General features: G+C 60.6%; 11 protein-coding genes, 2 tRNA genes, 1 pseudogene and 1 riboswitch. Of the genes and pseudogenes, 6 read left to right on the top strand and 8 right to left on the bottom strand.

What is annotated here, in order from left to right; all coding sequences use genetic code 11:
* Positions 1-13 precede the first annotated feature (13 nt).
* The 3 genes from cobW to AC2FLX_RS12820 form a co-directional block, all read right to left on the bottom strand.
* Positions 14-1,069 (bottom strand): cobalamin biosynthesis protein CobW, encoded by a 1,056-nt coding sequence (cobW, locus tag AC2FLX_RS12830; RefSeq protein ID WP_480751308.1) that lies wholly within the window; start codon positions 1,067-1,069, stop codon positions 14-16.
* Positions 1,070-1,072: 3 nt separating this feature from the next.
* Positions 1,073-1,456, bottom strand: a complete 384-nt coding sequence (locus tag AC2FLX_RS12825) for a DUF1636 family protein (protein WP_496745665.1) — start codon at positions 1,454-1,456, stop codon at positions 1,073-1,075.
* Positions 1,457-1,526: 70 nt separating this feature from the next.
* Positions 1,527-1,733, bottom strand: a riboswitch (cobalamin riboswitch).
* A 71-nt stretch (positions 1,734-1,804) separates the two neighbouring features.
* Positions 1,805-2,689 (bottom strand): LysR family transcriptional regulator, encoded by an 885-nt coding sequence (locus tag AC2FLX_RS12820; protein ID WP_496810987.1) that lies wholly within the window; start codon positions 2,687-2,689, stop codon positions 1,805-1,807.
* Between the two features lie 78 nt (positions 2,690-2,767).
* Between AC2FLX_RS12820 and AC2FLX_RS12815 the strand changes: the two genes are divergently transcribed.
* Positions 2,768-3,778 carry an NAD(P)-dependent oxidoreductase gene (locus tag AC2FLX_RS12815; protein ID WP_496810986.1) on the top strand — a complete coding sequence of 337 codons (1,011 nt, stop codon included), beginning with the start codon at positions 2,768-2,770 and terminating at the stop codon, positions 3,776-3,778.
* 71 nt (positions 3,779-3,849) lie between these two features.
* Here AC2FLX_RS12815 and AC2FLX_RS12810 read toward each other — a convergent pair whose 3' ends face one another.
* Together AC2FLX_RS12810 and AC2FLX_RS12805 are read right to left on the bottom strand one after the other, a co-directional pair.
* A complete protein-coding gene (locus AC2FLX_RS12810) occupies positions 3,850-5,739 on the bottom strand; it encodes a PhoX family protein (RefSeq protein WP_496810985.1) in 1,890 nt (629 codons plus the stop codon).
* A 197-nt stretch (positions 5,740-5,936) separates the two neighbouring features.
* A complete protein-coding gene (locus AC2FLX_RS12805) occupies positions 5,937-7,580 on the bottom strand; it encodes a tetratricopeptide repeat protein (protein ID WP_480751316.1) in 1,644 nt (547 codons plus the stop codon).
* Between the two features lie 519 nt (positions 7,581-8,099).
* Here AC2FLX_RS12805 and AC2FLX_RS12800 point away from each other — a divergent pair.
* The 5 genes from AC2FLX_RS12800 to AC2FLX_RS12780 all read left to right on the top strand — a co-directional run bounded on the left by AC2FLX_RS12800 (position 8,100) and on the right by AC2FLX_RS12780 (position 13,257).
* Positions 8,100-8,173, top strand: a tRNA-Gly gene (locus tag AC2FLX_RS12800).
* 135 nt (positions 8,174-8,308) lie between these two features.
* Positions 8,309-10,129: an ABC transporter transmembrane domain-containing protein gene (locus tag AC2FLX_RS12795; protein WP_480751318.1), complete on the top strand. Its 1,821-nt coding sequence runs from the start codon at positions 8,309-8,311 to the stop codon at positions 10,127-10,129.
* Between the two features lie 150 nt (positions 10,130-10,279).
* A complete protein-coding gene (locus AC2FLX_RS12790; RefSeq protein WP_496810984.1) occupies positions 10,280-12,169 on the top strand; it encodes an acyl-CoA synthetase in 1,890 nt (629 codons plus the stop codon).
* An 11-nt stretch (positions 12,170-12,180) separates the two neighbouring features.
* Positions 12,181-13,104, top strand: coding sequence for an alpha/beta hydrolase (locus AC2FLX_RS12785; protein WP_496810983.1), 924 nt, complete (start codon positions 12,181-12,183; stop codon positions 13,102-13,104).
* A gap of 24 nt (positions 13,105-13,128) precedes the next feature.
* Positions 13,129-13,257, top strand: a complete 129-nt coding sequence (locus AC2FLX_RS12780) for a hypothetical protein (RefSeq protein WP_496811000.1) — start codon at positions 13,129-13,131, stop codon at positions 13,255-13,257.
* A 283-nt stretch (positions 13,258-13,540) separates the two neighbouring features.
* Here the strand turns inward: AC2FLX_RS12780 and AC2FLX_RS12775 are convergent.
* The 3 genes and pseudogenes from AC2FLX_RS12775 to AC2FLX_RS12765 form a co-directional block, all read right to left on the bottom strand.
* A pseudogene (locus AC2FLX_RS12775) lies at positions 13,541-13,863 on the bottom strand (transposase); the annotation flags it as partial.
* Between the two features lie 127 nt (positions 13,864-13,990).
* Positions 13,991-14,066 (bottom strand) — tRNA-Thr (locus tag AC2FLX_RS12770).
* A 284-nt stretch (positions 14,067-14,350) separates the two neighbouring features.
* The coding region (locus tag AC2FLX_RS12765) for a hypothetical protein (RefSeq protein ID WP_496875441.1) at positions 14,351-14,824 on the bottom strand (474 nt) is incomplete at its 5' end.

Raw genomic sequence — 14,824 nt, 5'->3', positions numbered from 1 at the left:
GCGTCTCGGTCCCTTATTCGGCGGCCTCGGCCACACCTTCGAGAATACCGCGAATTGCGGCTTCGTTGATGTCGTCATGCTCGGCAATCACTACCAGGCGCGAGCGGCGCTCTTCGCCCGGTTTCCAAGCCCGGTCGTATTGGTGGCGAACACGCGCGCCCACAGCCTGCACCAGCAGACGCATCGGTTTGTCGGATACGGCGGCGTACCCTTTGACGCGCAGGATGTTCAATTCGTTTGCCAGACGTTCGATCCGGGCCATCAGGTCGGCGGGATCGGATTGCTCGGGCAACTCGATCACGACGCTTTCGAAATCATCGTGTTCATGATCGTCCGCCCCGTCGTGGTGCGATGGGCGGGCATCCATGTCATCCTCGGCAGCGGCCTCCAGCCCCAGGATAACGCGCACGTCCACGGCCCCTTCGGCGACCTCGACCACCGGCAGCGGGCGCGGGGCCTCGGCAGCGATGATTTCCCTGGCCTTCGCAACGCCGTCGGGTCCGGCCAGGTCGGGCTTGGTCAGCAGGATGATATCGGCGCAGGAAATCTGGTCTTCGAACACCTCTGACAGCGGCGTTTCGTGGTCGATGGACTCGTCCGCCATGCGCTGGGCGTCCACCGCTTCGACGTTCGGCGCGAAGCGACCAGCGGCCACCGCCTCGGCATCGGCCAGCGCAATCACACCGTCCACGGTGATCTTCGACCGGATGTCGGGCCAGTCGAACGCCTTGAGCAACGGTTTCGGCAGCGCCAGACCCGAGGTTTCGATCAGGATGTGATCGGGGCGCGGCTCCAGCGCCATCAGCGCCTCGATGGTGGGGATGAAATCGTCGGCCACGGTGCAGCAGATACAGCCATTGGCAAGCTCCATGATGTTTTCCGCCGGGCAATCCGGAATGGCGCAACTTTTCAGGATCTCACCATCGACGCCCACATCGCCGAATTCGTTGACCACCACGGCCAACCGCTTGCCCTGTGGGTTCTGCATCAGGTGGCGGATCAGCGTGGTCTTGCCCGAGCCCAGAAAGCCGGTAATCACGGTGACGGGAAGTTTTTCAAGGGTGCTCATGGCTCAGGCTCCAATCGGGGGAATGCGGGCGGCGCAGTTCTTGCGGAAATGTTCGGGGCGGTCGCGCCACTTTACCAGCCCGTCCTCGGTGGCCAGGTATTTGGTCGCGCCTTCGACGATGATCGCGACATCGTCTGTTTCGCTCAGGTTCTCATAGACGAAGGTCCAGCGCGACGGCCCGCCACGCAGCACGATCGAACAGCCCTGATCGCAGTTCGACAGACACTCGACCGGTTTCAGCAGAACGCCATCGGGCAGTTCGACCTCGGTCAGCGCCTTGTGCAACAGCGCGCCCGGGCGCTGGGCGTCATCCTCGATGGGCAGACCCCGGCGGCAGGTGGTGCAGACCAGCAGTTCGACTGGTGCAGGCTCGGTCACGTCTCTCATCCCCCCATTCAGGTTTCGGGGAACGGGGTTTCATGCGGGCCACGGCCCGACACCGGAACACCCCGTCCGGTCTGGTCTTCGGGCGCTGGCAGGTCTCCCGGCTTACGGATGTCAGGGCTTGTCCCTGTCGGGTGTCCCGCCTTCCCGGCCTGTCGGCCAGTGGCATTTGGGCACCCTCTCCGGTCACGGTCGCGGGGGCGGCTGCGTTTGACGGTGAACCGCTGACGCATTCCCTTTTCATCTGCTCGCGCAGACACCAACAGCGCGGACATGCGGCAAGGGCAGGGGACTTGTCAAGCGCGGCGTCAGGCTTGTGAACCGTCAGGGTGAAAAAGCGACCCGCCATCGTTAACCAGCGGCATCGCCAGCCAACCTGTCCCGCAGCCATGCCTCGAAAAGGCGTGCTGAACCGGAAACCGATGTCGCCGCGTCGGATCGGATCAGGTAATGCGACTGCCCAAAGGGAATCGGTGGCCCGGCAATTTGCAGCGGTGCGCCCTGGGATATGGCATTGCGCGCAAAACGGCCGAGGATGGTGGCGTAACCCGCCCCTCCCATCACCAGTTGCAACGCCGCGACCGTGGTATCGACGGCGTGCCGGGTTGCCGATGGGTCGTGGTCAAGCCCATGCGCCTCAAGGTAGCGCGCCCAGTTGTCCTCGTAGCCGAGAATGTGGATCAACGGCCCGCTGTGCATCTGCCGGATGGTGGGAACGGGGTCACCGGCACGGCAGACCGGAACGATGGTTTCCTCGCTCAACTTCTCGGCCATGACGCCCGGCCAATCGCCATATCCCAACCGGATCTCGATATCGACATCTGCAGGGGCGACGCTGTCATTCCAGATATGCGACACCAGCCGCACAGGGATTTCCGGATATTGCGCGCTGAAATCAGGCAATTCCGCCGCGATCCAATAGGTGGCGGTCGAAATTGCTGCCCGTATTGTCAGGCTTTGGCGGGTGGCCGGACCAAACAGGCTGTTGGTGCTGAGCGCGATATCCGACAGCGCCCGCCGCACGGTCAGCGCATAGGATTGGCCAAGTTCGGTCAATTCGATCCGACGCGCGGCGCGCAGAAACAGTTTTTCGCCCAAATCCTCTTCCAGCGAGCGGATATGCAGCGACACTGCCGTCTGGGTCAGCCCAAGTTCTTTCGCCGCCGTGGTAAAGTTCAGATGGCGTGCCGCCGCCTCAAACGTTCGCAACCAGGCCGGATTTGGAAGGCGGTCCATTTATCACCAAAATTTTTTGACCATTGCGATCATTATTATTCGTTTCTCTTGGCGGTTTCAAAGCTTCATATTCACCGCATGAATCGTATACGCGGGCATACGCCCGCCGGGGAGGACAAATCCATGAAAGTTGGTTTCATCGGTCTGGGCAATGTGGGCCACAAACTGTCAGGCTCGCTCTTGCGGAACGGAATTGATCTGACGGTGCATGACCTGAATGAAAATCTGGTCGACATGTTCGTCGAGCGTGGCGCCAAACGCGCGGACGGTCCGGCACAGCTGATGCGCGAATGTGACGCCGTCATCACCTGCCTGCCATCGCCTGCGGCCTCGGACGCGGTGATGCAACAGATGCTGCCCGAAGTGAAGCCGGGCAAGATCTGGATGGAGATGTCGACCACCGACGAGGCCGAGGTCAAAAGGCTCGGCGCCATGGTGATCGAGCGCGGCGGTGCCGCGGTGGACTGCCCGGTTTCGGGCGGCTGCCATCGGGCGGATACCGGCAACATCTCGATTTTCGCGGGCTGCGACCGCGCGACGTTCGAACGTATCCTGCCCTTCCTCACCACGATGGGCCGCCGCATCCTGCACACTGGCGACCTCGGGTCGGCTTCGGTTCTGAAGGTTCTCACCAATTATCTGGCGACAGCAAACCTTGTGACCTGTTGCGAAGCATTGGTTGTTGCCAAGGCTGCGGGCATGGATCTGAACACCGCCTATGAGGCGATGAAAATCTCGTCCGGCACCTCGTTCGTGCATGAAACCGAAAGCCAGGTGATCCTGAACGGTTCGCGCGATATTTCCTTCACAATGGATCTGGTGAAAAAGGACATCGGCCTGTTCCAGGAAGTTGCGGATCGCGCCAACGTGCCGTTGGAGATCAACCCGGTTCTGATCGACATCTTCAACGACGGGATCGCGCGTTTTGGCCCCCGCGAGTTGTCTCCCAACATCATCAAGCGCCTCGAAGAAGCAACGGGCCTCGATATCCGCGCCCCGGGCTTCCCGCCCGAGATGGTCGATGATGAACCCGAAGAGCCCGGTTACGAGGTCATTCCGCAAGGCAAAGAACTGAAGGCCGCCGAATAATTTCAGTCACTCCGAAACAAAACGCCCCCGGAACCGCGTTTCGGGGGCGTTTCCTTTGGATGACGGTCAGGTCAGCCTATGGGTGAGTTGTCGTCGCGCTTGATCGCGACCACCGACGAACGCGGCGTGCCGCCATCGGGCCAGTTGCCGCCGGGATGCTGGATGCCCACGAACATCGTTCGCCGGTCGCTTGACCAGGCAAGGCCCGTGACCTCGCATCCATTCGGACCGGTCATGAACCGCGCGATCTCTCCGGTTACCGGATCACCCACCAGCATCTGGTTGTTGCCCATTCCGGCAAAATCGCCCTCGTTTTTGTCGTCGCCATCGGTTTGAATCCACACCAGCCCGGTCGTATCAAAGGCCATGCCGTCGGGCGAGTTGAACAGGTTGCCGGCGTTCACGTTGGGCGACCCGGCATAGGCATCACTGTGCACCGTCGGGTTGCCCGCCATCACATACAGATCCCATTCGAACGTATCGGCCGCGTGGTCGTCCTGTGCGGGCCGCCAGCGCACGATCTGTCCATAGAGGTTGGTGTCGCGCGGATTGGGGCCATTGGCCGAAGTATCATCGCCACCGGCATTTGGTTTGACGCCCCGATTCTTGTTGTTGGTCAGACAGCAATAGGCCTCGACCGCCACGGGGTTCGCCGCCACCCACTCAGGACGGTCCATCGTGGTGCCGCCCACGATAGACGCGGCCATTCGGGTAAAAATCGCGATCTCGGCGGCATTCATCCCGGTTGTATCCGGCGTCAGGGCCAGCCATTCGCCGGTCTGGTCGTCGTTGAACCTGGCAACAAAAAGCGTGCCGTCATCCAGCAGCCCTTCGGTGGTTCCGCCAGGCCGGTAGGTGCCGTTGGAGACAAAACGATACAGGTACTCGCCCCGCTCGTCATCGCCCATATAGACGACGACGCGACCGTCCGGCACCACCACGACCTCGGCGTTTTCGTGCTTGAACCGGCCAAGGCCGGTATGCTTGACCGGCGTGCCTTGGGGATTGGCAGGGTCAATCTCGACAATCCATCCCGCGCGGTGCGGCTCGTTGGGGGTTTTCGACGTGTCAAACCGCGGATCGAAAAGCTCGTAGCCGTTCCGGCTTTCCGCCTTGATGCCATAGCGTTCATAGCCGCTTGCGACCTGCGGAGCATACCCGGCCTGCTCGTCAGACGATCCGAAGTATCCGTTGAAGTTTTCTTCACAGGTCAGGTACGTGCCCCACGGCGTCTTGCCTGCGCCACAGTTGTTCATCGTTCCCAGAGACCTGGTTCCGGTCGGGTCGGCCTTGGTCTTCAACAGGTCATGCCCGGCAGCGGGGCCAACGATCTTCATCGGCGTGTTGTGATGGATACGGCGGTTGAACGGGCTGTCCCTGACCACGATCCAACCGTCAGGGCCTTCGGCAATCTCCATCACGGTCACGCCCTGAATGTTCTGCAGCTTCAGAACATCCTGGGCACTGATCGGCTTGCCATCCTGCGCCGCGGGCAGATTGATATCCTCATTCGGGTATTCGTGATTGATGGCGATCAGGTCCCGCCCCTGAAACGAAAAGGTTTCCATCCCGTCGGTGTTCTCACCGAAAATCTTGTCCGAGTTCTCAAGCGGGCCGCCGTCGGTGATGTCATACCCGTCCGCTTCGGAAAACAGCGGGTCGCCCCAGCGCATCAGAACCTTCCAGGAATATCCCTCGGGCACGTGAACGGTTCCGTCGGTCTGTGCCGCAATCGGAGCAAAGGCAAAACGCGACCCCTGAACCGCATGGGCTGCCGTTGGCTTCAACAGCCCGGCGCCCATGGCCGCGGCACCAGACCCAAAGGCCAGTACGCCGCCCAGAAAGCCCCGGCGCGAAATCGCGCTTTCGACGACGCGGTCAAAGTCGTTCTTTTCGGGGCGAGAAAAATTTATCTCGTCCCAGTCGTCAGCAGACAGGTTTTTTGAAACGACTTCTTTCATGGATGCCTCCCAATTAGCGTAATATGTCGGTGAGCCAAGGATGTAGAGAGCGAGTATGACAACTCGTTGAACGGGTGTAACAGGCAAGTGACAATTGCTTTGCCGGGCTCCACAGTTTTTTCAGTCGCCCGAAAAAGATACCGCCCCGAACACGGGGCGGCATTTCGGTCATTTCATATCGGAAGGCAGGAAGGCTCCTAGGCCGCTTTGGCTCGACTGCGGCAATAACACGAGGCATGCACCGGCACGGTCGCCCGTGCCGCGGCCTGATCAAGCTGCAGTTTGATATGCTTGGCCTCGGTCAGTTCGCCGCGCCGCACAAGGCATTCGTGCAAGCCGTGCAGGCTCCAGATGTTGCGCGGATGCTGGCAGGCGCGCGCAAGCGTGTCGTCCAGCCCCAGATCGGCACGGTAAACCGCCTCGGCTTCTTCGAACTTCTGGTCTTCCATCAACAGCGCGCCCAACGCATGCCGGGTCGGCTGCATCCAGCCCCACGGCTCGTCATAGACCAGGCTGTCGTCCAGCTTGACCGAGCGGCGCAGGTGCGCCAGCCCGCCTTCGCGGTCCCCGGCCTTGAACGCGATTTCGCCATCCATCATCGCTTCGCCGATCATCAGCACGTCCTCGGCGGTGTTGTTGAACACCAGACGTCCCTCGGGCACCGCCTTGCGTGCCTCTACCGCGCGTTCGCGCTCTGCCTTGGCTTCGTCCGCGCGGCCAAGATTGGCCAGCGCAATGGCCCGCGCCTGATGCATGGCGGCGGTGGTGTAACTGTAAAGCTCACGATCCTCGGGGAAGGGTTCGTCAAGGATGTCCTGCCATTGCCCGAACCGCACCATCACGTGAATCTTCTTGCCATAAAACGATTCGAACAGGTCCGGGAAAAACCGCACCACATTGTCCGGCAACATTCGCATCAACTCTTCGGACGCGGCCAACGCCTTATCCGGCTGTCCAAGAAACATCGCGCCATAAGCTTCGAAATGGACATTGTGGATGCGGTAGACGGTATAGAAATTCTCACCCCCCGCCATCGCTTCGTATTTTCGATCCACTTGTGCCGCGCGGTGATTGCGCCAGACCACGTTCTGATAGTCACCGCACAGCACGTCGATATGGGTCGCCATATGCACCAGATGCCCGCTGTCGGGCACCAGATCGACCAGCCGGTCGCCATGACGCAGCGCCTTTTCGGGCGTGGGCGACATTTCCATCAGGTGAATGTACATGTGCAGCAGACCGGGATGGTCCCAGGCACCGGGCAGGGTGTCAAACGCGGTTTCCAGCGCCGCCAGCGCCTCGACGGTCGAGGCGCCTTCGGCGGGTTCGCCCTTGGCCAGATCCCAAAGCTGCCAGGGGGTCCGGTTCATCAGCGCCTCGGCAAAGATGCAGGCCACGTCGAGATCCTTGTTGTGCGCCGCGTAAACCTTACGCATCGAATCCGAAAAGGCGTCGTTCCACGGGCCGTAATCCTCGATCTCCGGATCGGTCGGAAACCGGTCTGCCAGCGCTTCGATCAAGGCCGTCTCGACCGGGGAAACCTTGTCACGCGCCGCCATCGCGGCGGCAATCGCCTCATGTGCCCGCTTCAGCGTTGCAACACGCTCGTCCGGCTCGAAGAACTCCCACGGCTTGTTGTAGTTCGGGCCAATCGCATGAGCGACGCCCCAAAAGGCGATGCCGCAGCCGGGGTCAATATCGGCGGCCTTCTGAAAACACTCCGCCGCCGCTTCGTGATTGTACCCATACAGCCAGATCAGCCCCTGATCGAACAATCGCTGTGCTTCGGGTGATGAGGTGGTGATCTTGCGTGAATAGGTTCCCAAGTCAAAATCTGTCATGATATGCGCCCCCACAAAAGGCCAGTCTGCAAACGCGGCCTGTTGGCTGCGCGACCGGCGGATGGGCAAGGATACCACAAAACCGTGATCATTGCCGAAACGCCTGACCAGCCGTCAGAGGAACCCCTCACCGCCGCAGGTCACGCAACGTGTCATTTTCAGTCCAAAACATCCGGTGCAGCGGTCGTAGTGGGATTTGCCCTGAATATCCTTTCTTTTGAAAACCTGACCGGAACCGCTGCAGATCTGACAGGGTGACCGGCCCGAGCCGTGACATCGGTGGCACCGCCGTTTTGCCGGTTTCGGTTCAGGGGTCTTGCGCGGTAACGGCTTGCTCATGGAATTGCCCGCAGATCGACTTGGTGAGAAATCGTAGCTCCTTGGAAACCCATCTGAACACACGAGACCCGTTCTGTCATCTTAAGAGTGCCGCGCAAACCGGATCGAAAGAAGGCACGCGCGCGATGGATTTCCCGCTTGACGATCCCATGGCGGTGACATAATCAGCCAAGACGCTGAGCGGGTATAGCTTAATGGTAAAGCCCCTGCCTTCCAAGCAGGCTATGTCGGTTCGATTCCGTCTACCCGCTCCAACTCAGCCCATCTTTCCAGTTCGCTGCGGCAAAAACGGTCTTTGCATCGAGGATTCGCCCCCTTTGCCTTGACCCCATGCGGCGCTGCGGCCATGAAGCATGCGATTATGACGGACAAGACGACAAGGGCCTGACATGGCAAGGAACCGCGCGGCAAAATCGGCAGCAACCCCGGCACCCGGCGCCAGCGAAGAGCGGGCCGTCTCGAAAAAACTGGGCGTTCTGGCATCGCTCTGGCCGTTCATGAAGCCCTACAAGTTGCTGATGTTCGGTGCGACCGTGGCGCTTGTCGTCACCGCAAGCATGACATTGACGCTGCCATTGGCCGTACGGCGGGTCGTCGATCATTTCCGGATCGAAGACGGCGAATTGCTGGACCAGTATTTTCTGGCCGCGCTGGGAATCGCCGCGATTCTCGCGGTGGGCACCGGGGTCAGATACATGCTGGTCACCCGGCTGGGTGAGCGCGTCGTCGCCGACATCCGCAAGGCCGTTTTCGACCGGGTGATCGGGATGAGCCCCGAATTCTTCGAACGGATCATGACGGGCGAGGTGCTCAGCCGGATCACCACCGACACGACATTGATCCAGTCGGTTCTGGGGTCTTCCGTCTCCATCGCCCTGCGCAACATGCTGATGTTCCTGGGCGGTCTGGTGCTGATGCTGCTGACCTCGGCCAAGCTGACGGCGATGGTTCTGCTGCTGATCCCGGTCGTGGTGGTGCCGATCCTCGTTCTGGGCCGCCGTCTGCGCGGCATAAGCCGCGAAAACCAGGACTGGATCGCCGCCTCGTCGGGCAATGCCGGCGAGGCGCTGGGCGCAGTCCAGACGGTACAGGCCTTCACGCATGAAACCGCCAGCCGCAAACAGTTCTCGGACCTGACCGAAACCTCTTACTCGGTGTCGCTGCGCCGAATTCATACCCGAGCCGTGTTGACGGTCATCGTGATCTTTCTGGTCTTCACCGGCATCGTCGGCGTCCTGTGGATGGGTGCGAACGACGTGCGCGCCGGGATCATGACCGAAGGCACGCTGATCCAGTTCGTGATCTATTCGGTGATCATGGCCGGATCGGTCGGCGCGCTGTCCGAAATCTGGAGCGAGCTGCAACGCGCCGCCGGCGCGACGGAACGCCTTGTCGAACTGTTGAACGCGCAGGATGCCGTCACCGACCCTGCAAACCCGGTTTCGCTGACGCAACCTGTCAAAGGCGCCATCGGTTTTGACAATGTCAGCTTCCGCTATCCGTCACGACCCGAGGTGGCGGCGCTCGACGAGATGACCCTTGCCGTCAATCCCGGGGAAACCGTGGCCTTCGTCGGCCCGTCCGGGGCTGGCAAGACCACCGTGATCCAGTTGATCCAGCGCTTCTATGATCCCGATCAGGGGGCGGTGACGCTGGATGGGGTTGACCTGCGCACGCTTGCACGATCGGATTTCCGCCGTCACATCGCCCTGGTGCCGCAAGACCCCGTCATATTTGCAACGTCGGCGCGCGAAAACATCCGCTTTGGCCGCCCCGAGGCAACCGATACCGAGGTCGAAGATGCCGCACGCGCAGCAGCAGCGCATGATTTCATCGCCGCCCTGCCGGAAGGTTATGACAGTTTCGTCGGCGAACGCGGGGTGATGCTGTCGGGCGGGCAAAAACAGCGCATCGCCATCGCGCGCGCCATCCTGCGCGACGCCCCGGTGCTGCTGCTGGACGAGGCGACCTCAGCCCTTGATGCCGAAAGCGAACGCGCGGTTCAGGGTGCGGTCGATGAACTCAGCGCGGGCCGGACCACGCTGATCGTCGCGCACCGTCTGGCCACCGTGAAAAAGGCGGACCGCATCGTTGTGATGGAGGAAGGCCGCATCGTGGCGCAGGGCACCCATGCCGATCTGGTGGCGCAGGACGGCCTCTATGCGCGGCTGGCGCGGCTGCAATTCACCGATGGTGTCGCGGCTGAATAAGGTGACGCCCCGGCACTTTGCCAATCGCCGCAGCGTCATTCTATCCATCCCGAATCCCTCCCGTTAACCCTCGCTTGCACTGGCGGGAATTTGCTCTCATCTTGGGGTGGAAAACCCGCGCCAGGCTGGGACAATAAGGGGAGGAGCCGCATGGCATTCGTTGGGAAGGAAGACAAGGCACGTATTGAAAACGAGATGCCGTGGCAGGACCGTGATCTGCCGGTGACATTTCACCAGTTGCTGTCGCGGACAGCGGCCAAATTTCCCAATCACAAGGCGATCAGTTTCCAGATTCTGTCCGGCGCAAAGGACAAGGCCGAAACGCTGACCTGGTTCGATCTGCTGGGTAAGGTCAATCAGGCCGCCAACCTCTTCCGCACGCTCGGAGTGGGCGAAAAGGACGTGGTCGCTTATGTCCTGCCCAATTGCAACGAAACGCTGATCACCATGATGGGCGGCGCAGTGGCCGGGATCGTGAACCCGATCAATCCGCTGCTGGAACCCGAACAGATCGCCGCCATCCTGCGCGAAACCAATGCCAAGGTCGTGGTCACGCTGAAACCCTTTCCGAAAACGGATGTGGCGCAAAAAGTGGCCGAGGCGGTGCGCCACGCCCCGCACGTCAATACGGTGCTGGAGATCGACCTGAACCGGTACCTGACGCCGCCGAAATCCTGGATCGTGCCTTTCATCCGCCCGAAACTGGAAGACAAGGAACATCTGGCCCACGCCGACTATCTGGATTTCAACAAGGAACTGGCGAAACAACCCACGACGCTCGGTTTTGCGGACAGCGCCCAGGATCGGGTGGCCTGCTATTTCCATACCGGCGGCACAACCGGCATGCCGAAAGTGGCGCAGCACACTTATTCGGGCATGATCTACAACGGCTGGCTTGGTCATACGCTTTTGTTCTCCGAAGAGGACATCATCATGTGCCCGCTGCCGATGTTCCACGTTTTTGCCTGCCACGTCATCGTCATGGCCGCCGTCGCCTCGGGTGCACATGTGGTATTCCCGACGCCCGCCGGGTATCGCGGCGATGGTGTGTTCGACAATTTCTGGAAGCTGATCGAACGCTGGAAGGTCAGTTTCATCATCACCGTCCCGACGGCGATCTCGGCCAAGATGCAACGCCCGGTCGATGCCGATATCTCCAGCGTGAAAACCGCTTTCTCCGGTTCGGCGCCGCTGCCGGTGGAACTTTTCCGCCGATTCGAACAGGCCACCGGCGTGACCATCGTCGAAGGCTATGGCCTGACCGAGGCAACATGCCTGGTCTCGTGCAACCCGGTGGATGGTGAAAAGAAAATCGGCTCGATCGGTATCCCGTTCCCCTACACGGATGTGAAGATCCTCAAGGACGGACCGGACGGGCCGGGCGAATGCGCTACGGACGAGGTGGGCGAGATCTGTGTGTCAAACCCCGGTGTCTATGCCGGAAACACCTATACCGAGGTCGACAAGAACAAGAACCTTTATCACTTCGACAAATACCTGCGCACCGGCGATCTGGGCCGGTTCGACGGGGACGGCTACCTGTGGATCACCGGCCGCGCCAAGGATCTGATCATTCGCGGCGGCCACAACATCGATCCCGCCGATATCGAAGAGGCGCTGCTGGGTCACGAAGCGGTGGCCTTTGCCGGCGCCATCGGACAGCCCGATGCGCATTCCGGCGAAGTGCCCTGCGCCTTTGTCGAGCTTGTCGAGGGCAAGACCGTGACCGAAGCGGAATTGCTGGAATACTGCAAGATCCACGTCCACGAACGCGCGGCGCATCCCAAGCACATGACCATCCTGCCTGAATTGCCCAAGACCGCCGTGGGCAAGGTGTTCAAGCCGGAACTGCGCAAACAGGCGATCACCCGCGTCTACAACGGTGCTCTCGAAAAGGCCGGTGTCGCCGCGCGCGTCGTCTCCGTCGATGATGACAAGAAACGCGGCCTTGTCGCGCTGCTTGACGCGAACGGCTCCTCCGAGGACGATGTCAACAAGGTTCTGGGTACCTTTACCCGGCCTTGGGAATGGGCAGCCTGAGCGGAGGGGCAATGGACTATGAGCGTCTGATCGACGAAGAAACCTGGGCCTTCATCGCTCGAACGGCCGAGAGTTACCCGGAAGACGCGGCAACTCTGTCGATTGCCGAACAGCGGCGCGTCTATGACGAGATGTGCCGCCAGTTCCGGCAGGAACGCCCCTATGGCGTCGAATCCGAGGACCGGGAGGCAAATGGCGTTCCGGTTCGCGTCTATTCGGCAGGCGATCCGACGAGGACAGTTGTCTATTTCCATGGCGGCGGGTTCGTTTTGGGCGGGCTGGACAGCCACGACGATACCTGCGCCGATATCTGCGCCCAGACCGGTTACCGGGTGGTCGCCGTGGACTATCGCCTGTGCCCGGAACACCGCCACCCGGCCCAGTTTCAGGACAGCTGGACCGCGGTGAAATGGGCCGCCTCCGAATTCGCAGAGCCGCTGATATTGGCCGGTGACAGCGCCGGGGGCACTCTGGCGGCTTGTGTCGCCCACTATGCGCGCGGGCGTCTGGACAGCATCCTGGGGCAGGTCCTGATCTATCCGCTTTTGGGCGGAGATGTTGAAAGCGGCTCCTACATCGAACATGCGCAAGCACCGATGCTGACGCGCGACGACGTGCTTTTCTACAAAAGCATCCGCCACGAAGACGCGGAACCGTCCGGTGATCCGACCTATGAACCGTTGCAGGATCAGGACTATTCCGGCCTGCCGTCCACGGTGATTTTCACCGCCGATTGCGACCCGCTTCGCGACGATGGAAAAGCCTATCGGAACCGGATCGAGGAAACGGACGGTTTGGTTCAGTGGGTCAACGAAGCCGGGCTGGTTCACGGGTATCTGCGGGCGCGAACCTCCGTCGGGCGCGCCCGTGACAGTTTCGAACGGATCACTGTCGCCATCGAAGCGCTGGGGCAGGGGATCTGGTCCTACGATTGATCCCGTAAGGCAGGAGAAAGCCAGATGACTTTGACCTTCAGGTCATCTGACAAAAAAGGGCTGCGCATGAAAAAAAACGTCTGGAAAATGAAGGATTTTCGACGCGGGCCCTTGCGTGCGGGATTGGCTGGAACTGACCGCGGCTCGCGTTGACAAACCTCTCAGGGAGGAAGCCGCAGTGTTTTGGTTCTGCCAATGGGGAAAGAGCGCTGTCGGCTGGGGCTGTGAATGCGAAGGCGGCGATGGTGTTGGATCTTGAGGCAGCCGACTGCGAGTTCCGCCTGTGGGTCTGGTCTGAATTTATGCGCGATAGAGGCGGGATGGCGCCTTCTGCGCGGCATTCCTCATCACCGCGGACAAGGGGGGTCGGCCGAGTTGACCGAAGCAACCGGTGAGCGGTGGATGGGATCGCCGGGCGTTTCATCATGCGGCCTGTTTCCTGCGCGGTCGCTTCCTCGCCCAGCAACGTGCGGATCTTCGCGATGTTGGCCTTGCGGGCGGCGCTTGCCAGCAGGCCGTAGCGGCGGATGCGGTGGTACCGATCGGGCAGGGCTGCATGTGGAACCGGTGGATGAACTCGCCCGTGTCGAGCCGCATGACCTTCATGCAATCACCCGATTTGATCCGGTAGCCTTTCCAGCGGAAGGCCACGGTATCATCGCCGGCGCAGACCAAGCGCTGAATTGAGATCGCTACCCGATGGGTGTATCGGCACAGACAGGCCAGCACCGCCTCGGGACCGGCGAAGAACGGCTTGGCGCAAGGGGTAGACGGAGACGTGCACCCCGTTGCCCTAGAACCTGCGCCACACCTCATTGTAGATACATTGAAACTTTCGCTCTATGAGCGTCACGCATTTTCTAAGTTATTGTTTTCAGGGAATAACTGGTGCCGCTGAAGGGACTCGAACCCCCGACCCCATCATTACGAATGACGTGCTCTACCAGCTGAGCTACAGCGGCAACCTTTTGTACGGCCTTCCCATCTTCACTGGCTGCTGAGCAGTGGCCCTGTCTCTCGGACAAAATCTGTCCTTGGCGAGTCGGGCGTTGATCATGTGCAGTTTCTTGTTCCAAGTCGGATGCGATCGCGCCGGGCCTCTCTATAGTACTGGCCCGTAACAGAGACAAGCGGTTTCATGTTGGTCTCCCGCATATTCGCGACGCTAGCTGATATTTGGGTCGTGTGGCGCTGCATGCCCTTGAGGCTGCAAGCGTGGGCGCGGGTGAATTTGAGCCAGGCCCGATTAACGAAAGAACGAATGGGTCGGGCGCCAGAGAGAATATCCTCGATGTTGTTGAACGGCTTTGATCTGCGGATTCATGCCTTTTGAATTGCCATGCTCGCTACAGGTATATTGACAATCAGCACCGGTGAGCGTGCTGCGGCAACGCAAAAAGCCGATATTCGCGAGGCACCGTATTCCGCCTTTGCGTGGCCGAGTCGGCGCTGGCTTTCCTTTTTTCATCAAGTTTCGCGCTTTATTGCCGGCGTCAGGTTTCTGAAGTTCTTTTACCTGATTGAAAAATAATGATTTTAACTGAGGTTGCGATGTTTTGTGTTTTTTTTGAAAAGAGGGGTTGCAAGGTTCGATGGGAGTACGTAAATAGCCCCTCACCGGCGGCGCTGAGGTGCTGTTGGGGGGCTGGATGGAGCGGCTGGGACGGATTGAGTTCTGGATTGGCTGCGAAGCGAGGCGACAAACTGAGGCGATGATGGG

Source organism: Ruegeria sp. YKSF57, assembly GCF_059612585.1.
The sequence above is the reverse complement of the archived record's forward strand: the minus strand, read 5'-3'. Positions and strand labels throughout refer to the sequence as shown.

What these genes read in the sequence shown, in the direction of transcription:
- AC2FLX_RS12815 (WP_496810986.1), top strand. Translation starts at nt 2,768, where the DNA reads ATGAATCGTATACGCGGGCATACGCCCGCCGGGGAGGACAAATCCATG.
- AC2FLX_RS12785 (WP_496810983.1), top strand. Translation starts at nt 12,181, where the DNA reads ATGGACTATGAGCGTCTGATCGACGAAGAAACCTGGGCCTTCATCGCT.
- AC2FLX_RS12825 (WP_496745665.1), bottom strand. Translation starts at nt 1,456, where the DNA reads ATGAGAGACGTGACCGAGCCTGCACCAGTCGAACTGCTGGTCTGCACC.
- AC2FLX_RS12805 (WP_480751316.1), bottom strand. Translation starts at nt 7,580, where the DNA reads ATGACAGATTTTGACTTGGGAACCTATTCACGCAAGATCACCACCTCA.
- cobW (WP_480751308.1), bottom strand. Translation starts at nt 1,069, where the DNA reads ATGAGCACCCTTGAAAAACTTCCCGTCACCGTGATTACCGGCTTTCTG.
- AC2FLX_RS12790 (WP_496810984.1), top strand. Translation starts at nt 10,280, where the DNA reads ATGGCATTCGTTGGGAAGGAAGACAAGGCACGTATTGAAAACGAGATG.
- AC2FLX_RS12810 (WP_496810985.1), bottom strand. Translation starts at nt 5,739, where the DNA reads ATGAAAGAAGTCGTTTCAAAAAACCTGTCTGCTGACGACTGGGACGAG.
- AC2FLX_RS12795 (WP_480751318.1), top strand. Translation starts at nt 8,309, where the DNA reads ATGGCAAGGAACCGCGCGGCAAAATCGGCAGCAACCCCGGCACCCGGC.
- AC2FLX_RS12780 (WP_496811000.1), top strand. Translation starts at nt 13,129, where the DNA reads ATGACTTTGACCTTCAGGTCATCTGACAAAAAAGGGCTGCGCATGAAA.
- AC2FLX_RS12820 (WP_496810987.1), bottom strand. Translation starts at nt 2,689, where the DNA reads ATGGACCGCCTTCCAAATCCGGCCTGGTTGCGAACGTTTGAGGCGGCG.